Here is a 6494-nt window from a genome sequence, read left to right as displayed (position 1 = left end):
TTATAAACAAGCATTAAAGAAACCATGAACTCAAAAAACAGGATCTATGCAATCCGGAGGAACATGCGTATTACGCTCAAAACAAATCATCCAATGTATGAGGACTTGGCCGTTTTTACTCTTAACCTGAGGATGTTATTGTCCTAAAGATAATGGAAAATACTGAGTCTGGCCACAAGTCATAGGAGATGCCAGGTCTGTAGGCTGAAGCCTGATCCTCTGGCGCAGGAGTAGTCAGGGTGATCATCGATGGGGCGGGTGAGATTGGGAGGATCTCATAGGATGATGCCCGGGCGGTGATGAGCCGGGAGGAAGGGATAGATGAATTCAACCCGGGGGACCGGTGGAGTTATCCCTGTCTGGGAGAGAGGTTGTGATTGAGATTGAAGAGTTATCTACTTACTTGAAAACTTCAGATCTTTTTTAATCGTTGACCCGTCAACATTATATGTATTGTTGACTCATCAACTAATTGCATGAGAGAAACGGAAGGGCTGTTTGGAAAGTACGTGGCACTTGCATACTGGCTTATCCAAAAACGATTAAACAATGAACTCTCCGGATTTGGGATAAAGATCACGCAGTATTCAATACTCCGGTATCTCTCCAACCATGATGGATCCAACCAGGAGCTGATCGCCGGAGATCTTGAGATCGACAAAGGTCTCTGTTCCAGGGAAATCAGAAAACTTGAGGAAACCGGCCTCATCATCAGGACAAAACACCCGGCAGATAACCGGCAGTGGATCTGTTCTCTCACCGAATCCGGGCTTGCCCTCAAAAAAGATCTTGTCAGGATAGGAGATCAGATCAATGAGACCGTTCTTTGCGGATTATCAGCTAAAGAAGAAGATGCCCTCTATACTCTCATCAAACGCGTCATTTCGAACCTGAACACCGAAGAAGATTGATTATGGTTATCACAAGTGAGATCGCCAAAAAGACCGGGCTAAAAACTGAACCGGTCGCTATCGTGTGGAGCAACACAAAACCAGAACATGCTCTTGAGATACGGCCCGGAACCTGGGCATGTATCATGTGGTACTATGCCAAGGCTGTCCTTGATGGAAAGATAACCGCATTATCTCGAAATGCTTTCGGTTGCTGTGGAGGGGCCGTGGGAATAGGATTCGGGCGTCCGTTTGAGACGCATTCTTCAGGAAATGAAGAGAACTTCTGTTGTTTCCTCTCGAATGGACGAGAAGGATGCAAAGACGTTGATGCTTATGATGCCCGTCTTGATACACTCTCGAACCCTCACCAGAAAGAGATGCTCAAAGACGGAGAGAGGATCAAGAAAAATCCATCAGTAGCGAAAGAATTTCTCAATGCATTGCCGTTTTATGATGTTCCAACTGAATATGTTCTCTTCAAACCGCTCTCTCTCACAGAACCGGATGAGATGATCAAAAGTGTAATCTTTCTGGCAAATCCTGATCAAATCTCAGTTTTATCCATCCTGGCAAACTATCACCGTGGTCAGATCACTGACGGAGTAGTTGTTGCAGCTGGAGCATCAGGATGCCAGGCAATGGGAGTATGTACATACAACGAAGAGAAGTCAGAAAACCCCCGTGCTGTTATTGGTCTTACTGATCTGATGGCAAGAAAATCAGTGCGGCGGAGATTGGGATCTGATAAACTCACGTTCTCTGTTCCGTACAAGTTATTCCTTGAGATGGAGAGAAATGCCACGGGAAGTATCCTGGATTCTGAACTCTGGATAGAACTCAGGGATGGGGTATAAATCCCCGGTTCCCCATGTATTCTCGTACTTCTTCGTTGATCGATATAGAATATTCATTACATGAGATTTCAGAAAATAACCAATTTAATAACGGAAGATAAATTTAAAATATCCTTCTCTAATTAATAATTCTGAACGAGTTTTCTCGTAATATTACGAAACCGCATCCCGTTTGATGAACCGAATAAAACCATGGTATTTTGTGTTTGATCTCTCCTGATCAGAAGGTATAATACGAAGCAGACCAGTCTCTCTCCTGATAACAGAATAATGTAAAACTTTCACATTTTGGTTTTGTATGTTCGAACTTGGAAAAAATTATCGGAGAATTAAACGGCGTTGAGGAATATATTTGCATTCAGAAAAGAGCGGACAGAAAAGATTTCTTCTGGCGAACTGGTTGACAGAGGCCCCCTCCGGGACGAACTCTTCAGCGGAGATCAGCTGGAGCAGCATGCAAAGGATATTGCAGGTTGTTACCGGATCGATACCAGGAAAGGAGAGGATCGCCTTCTTCCCCGCCTTGCCGATAACGAACGAATCTTATTAAAAACTCACAAACTCCTCAATACTGTCATAGAAGAGAAGTCTCCTGTTGCTCCTGCAGGTGAATGGCTCCTGGATAATTTCTACCTGGTCGAAGAACAGATCAGAACCGCTCGCCTGCACCTTCCAGAAGAGTATAGCAAAGAACTTCCCCATCTTGCAAACGGACCGCTGGAAGGATATCCACGGGTCTATCATATTGCACGAGAACTCATCGCCCACAGTGACGGCCGGATTGATACGGAAAACCTCTTTGCTTTTATCGATGCGTATCAGCAGGTCACTCCTCTCAAGCTCGGAGAACTCTGGGCAATCCCGATCATGTTCAGACTCGCGTTGATCGAGAATCTGCGCAGGGTAGCCGATATCATCTCTGAAAACAGGTCTGATAGGGATTCAGCCAATTACTGGGTGGATCGCATGACCAGAATGGCACGGCAGGATCCCAAAAGCCTCATCCTTGTCATTGCCGATATGGCCCGGTCGGATCCCCCCCTGACCAGTGCTTTTGTCGCCGAGATGTCACGCCAGTTGCAGGGGAGTTCTGGCACTCTCTTATTTGCTCTTTCATGGATAGAACAGCGGTTATCTGAAAAAAACCAGACCCTCGAACAGATGATCAGTGCCGAGATCCAGGCTCAGGCTGCTGACCAGGTCTCGTTTGGGAACAGTATAAGCAGCCTTCGCCTTCTCGATTCCAGTGACTGGCGTTCTTTTGTAGAGCGGCTGAGTATTGTAGAGCATACCCTTCGTAGTGATCCGGCAGATGAATACGCAGCGATGGATTTTGAAACCAGGGACTGGTATCGCCATGTGGTTGAGGAGATTGCGAGGAATGGTGAGGTATCAGAGGATCTGGTTGCACAAAAAGCGGTACAACTTGCATCACTGGCCCGAAGCGGAGACGAAAAGAGAGAGAGGGAGTCCCATCTTGGCTATTATCTGATAGATGAAGGAAGAGGTGCGCTGGAAGCAGTTCTCTTTCATCATCCTTCAGGCATCGACCGGATCAAAAGAGCCGGGCATGTTCATTTCTTTCCCCTCTATATCGGTGGAATGGTATCCGTCACCCTCCTGGTTCTGTATTTTGCATTATCCGGCCTCATCATCTCTGGCTGGTACATTACTCTTCCCATCCTGATACTGCTTCTCTTTCCGGTCAGTCAGGGTGCATTGAACGTGATGAACTGGGTATGCACCCTGGTTTTCACGCCGGTCTCTCTTCCGAAGATGGACTATGCAAAAGGGATCCCGAACAACAGGAGAACTGTCGTCGTCATACCCACGGTTCTTTCAGGATTTGGAGATATTTCCAGGCTACTTGATTCACTTGAGATCAGGTTTCTCGCAAATAAGGAGAAAAATCTCTCCTTTGCTCTGCTGACAGATCTCAAAAATGCCCCTGCAGCACAGATGCCTGAAGATGAAGAACTGGTATCCCTGCTTTCCTGCGGGATTGAGAACCTGAATGAGAAATACCGGGAAGAAAACCCTGATGCCTTTTTTCTCATGCACCGGAGCCGGACCTGGAACCTAGGTGAAGGGATGTTCATGGGGTACGAACGGAAAAGAGGAATCCTCGAAGCGTTAAGTACCTTCCTGTCTGATCCAGAAAATAATCCGTTCTCTCATGTCGCCGGCAATCCTGAAGCTCTTACGGGTATCACGTACGTGATAACGTTAGATACCGATACCGATCTCCCGAGAAATAGTGCACGAACCCTTATCGGAACGATTGCGCATCCCCTGAACAGACCACGGATTGATCCGACAACCCGGGTGATCAGGAGAGGGTACGGAATTCTTCAGCCGCGTGTTGCAATCTCTCTTTCCGGATCAGGAATTTCCCGGTTTGTATCGCTCTTCGGAGGAGAACAGGGGATAGATCCCTATACCCGTGTGGTGTCAGATGTATACCAGGATGCATTCCACGAAGGATCGTTCATTGGAAAAGGGATCTATGATCTCGAAACCTTCTCCCTGGCAGTGAATGGTAGGTTTCCGGAGAACCTCATCTTAAGCCATGATCTTCTGGAAGGCTGCTATGCCAGGACAGGTCTTGTCAGTGATGTACAGGTCTTTGAAGAATATCCCCTCAGTTACCTGGCTGATATCATCCGGAGACACCGGTGGATAAGAGGCGACTGGCAGATTCTCCCCTGGATCTTTCCATCTGTTCCTGATAATTCATCTCAAAAGCAGCAAAACCCCCTTTCTCTTCTCTCGCGGTGGAAGATCTTTGATAATCTGAGAAGAAGCCTCACTACCCCGGTTACCCTTCTCCTGTTTCTTCTTTCATGGACGGTTCTCCAGGATCCGCTCTTCTGGACTGGTTTTATCATATCACTCTTCCTGATTCCGCCAATAATCATGGTAACTCATAAGATCATCCGAAAGCCTGGAGAGCATACCTGGAGGATGCATATCCATGATATGGGCCATGATCTCCGGGGTATGATCGCGGTTCCGCTGCTCACTCTCGCTTTCCTCCCCTTTGAAGCATACATCTCTCTTGATGCCATTTTCCGTTCCTGCTGGCGGATGAAGATCTCTCATCGGAGCCTGCTTGAATGGACTACCCACCAGGAAGCCGGACGAATAGGTGTCTCTGATATTTCAGGTTCGTACCGCGTTATGTGGCCTGCACCGGTTATCGGCGCAGCATTGCTCATACTCACCGGGATACTTCCCGTATCTGTCTCTTTGTGCTGCATTCCCTTCGCCTGTGCATGGATCCTCTCTCCTGCAACAGCCTGGTGGATAAGCCAGCCGATAAGATCCCGTACGCTTCCCCTTTCTCCAGAACAGAACCGGTATTTGAGAAGGATTGCCCGCAAAACCTGGCGTTTTTTTGAGACCTTTGTCACCGCAGAAGATCATCATCTCCCCCCTGACAACTACCAGGAACAACCGGTTGAGGCTGTTGCTCACCGGACCTCTCCGACAGACATCGGCCTTTCTCTCCTCGCAAATCTTACTGCCTACGACTTCGGGTACATTCCTGCTGGTGAGTTCGTGAATCGAACTCACCGCACCCTGACAACCATGGGGAAACTGAAGAGATTCCGTGGTCATTTCTACAACTGGTATGATACGATAACACTAGAGCCCCTGCTTCCCCGGTACATCTCCACGGTCGATAGCGGCAACCTGGTCGGAGATCTGCTGGTGTTACGGCAGGGACTCTATGAACTCCCTAAAGAGCCGGTAATTTCAACGAAATTTGCTGATGGACTCTCTGATGTGCTTCACCTCCTCACCGATGCTCTGAAAGCATCTGAAAAGAGTACGGGAGAAGAACCGGTCCTTGTTCAATCAAAAATTGCGGACCTGAAGGAGTCGGTGTCCCTGATCCTGGAAACGGTTCCCGGGATCATCCGTTCACTTGCAGATCTGAATGAGATGGCATCAGATCTTCTGGCTGCACTCAGTTCATATCCTGATGATGAAGTCAGATGGTGGGCAGATGCAACATTGCGCCAGATAACGAGTCATGAGATTGATGTAGCATCCTTTATTTCATGGACATCCACCGGAGATCATCCTGACACGCTCTGGGATGAGATCCCTGCAGAGATTTCGTCCGCTCTCTCCCTCTTCCTGAAAAAATATGAGTCCCTGAGTAACCACATTCCAACATTCAGAGAAGTTGCAGATATCAGAGAGGTTTTTAGGTGCGAACTCGGTCCTTTGCTGGAGTGGGTTGCAGCACGAAAAACTCCTGCCAGTACACCTGGTTCCGGGTATCAATGGCTTGCCCAAACCCTTGAAGAGATGCGAATTTCAAGCATACGGGCAGAAGATCTCATTCTGATGATATCGGAGCGTGCTGATGAGTGTGAAACATACGCAGATATCGAGTATGAGTTCCTGTATGATCAAACCAGCAAACTTCTTGCCATCGGGTATAATGCGACAGATCTCAAACGCGATGCCAGTTTTTACGATCTCCTGGCATCTGAAGCACGACTGACCAGCTTTATCGGAATTGCCAGGGGAGACCTTCCCCAGGAGCACTGGTTTGCGTTAGGGCGTCTGCTCACGACCACCGGAAAGGGAAGAACAACACTTATCTCCTGGAGTGGGTCGATGTTCGAATACCTCATGCCACTTCTTCTGATGCCGAATTATGAGAATACTCTTCTGGATAGAACCTACCGTACGGTGGTTACCAGACAGATAGAATATGGCAGGCAGAGGA

The 6494-nt window shown here is 47.9% G+C and carries 2 protein-coding genes and 1 pseudogene; all 3 read left to right on the top strand.

Going from position 1 to position 6494, the window contains the following annotated elements; all coding sequences use genetic code 11:
* The first annotated feature begins 476 nt into the window (after positions 1 to 476).
* Entirely contained in the window at positions 477 to 911 is a 435-nt protein-coding gene (locus tag LUQ50_RS03175; RefSeq protein WP_300036076.1) for a MarR family transcriptional regulator, read from the top strand.
* Positions 912 to 913: 2 nt separating this feature from the next.
* A complete protein-coding gene (locus LUQ50_RS03170; RefSeq protein ID WP_300036073.1) occupies positions 914 to 1747 on the top strand; it encodes a DUF169 domain-containing protein in 834 nt (277 codons plus the stop codon).
* A 339-nt stretch (positions 1748 to 2086) separates the two neighbouring features.
* Positions 2087 to 6494: pseudogene (locus LUQ50_RS03165) on the top strand (cyclic beta 1-2 glucan synthetase); the annotation flags it as partial.

Origin of the sequence: Methanospirillum sp., assembly GCF_028679455.1 — an archaeon.
Classification (GTDB): domain Archaea; phylum Halobacteriota; class Methanomicrobia; order Methanomicrobiales; family Methanospirillaceae; genus Methanospirillum.
The sequence above is the reverse complement of the archived record's forward strand: the minus strand, read 5'-3'. Positions and strand labels throughout refer to the sequence as shown.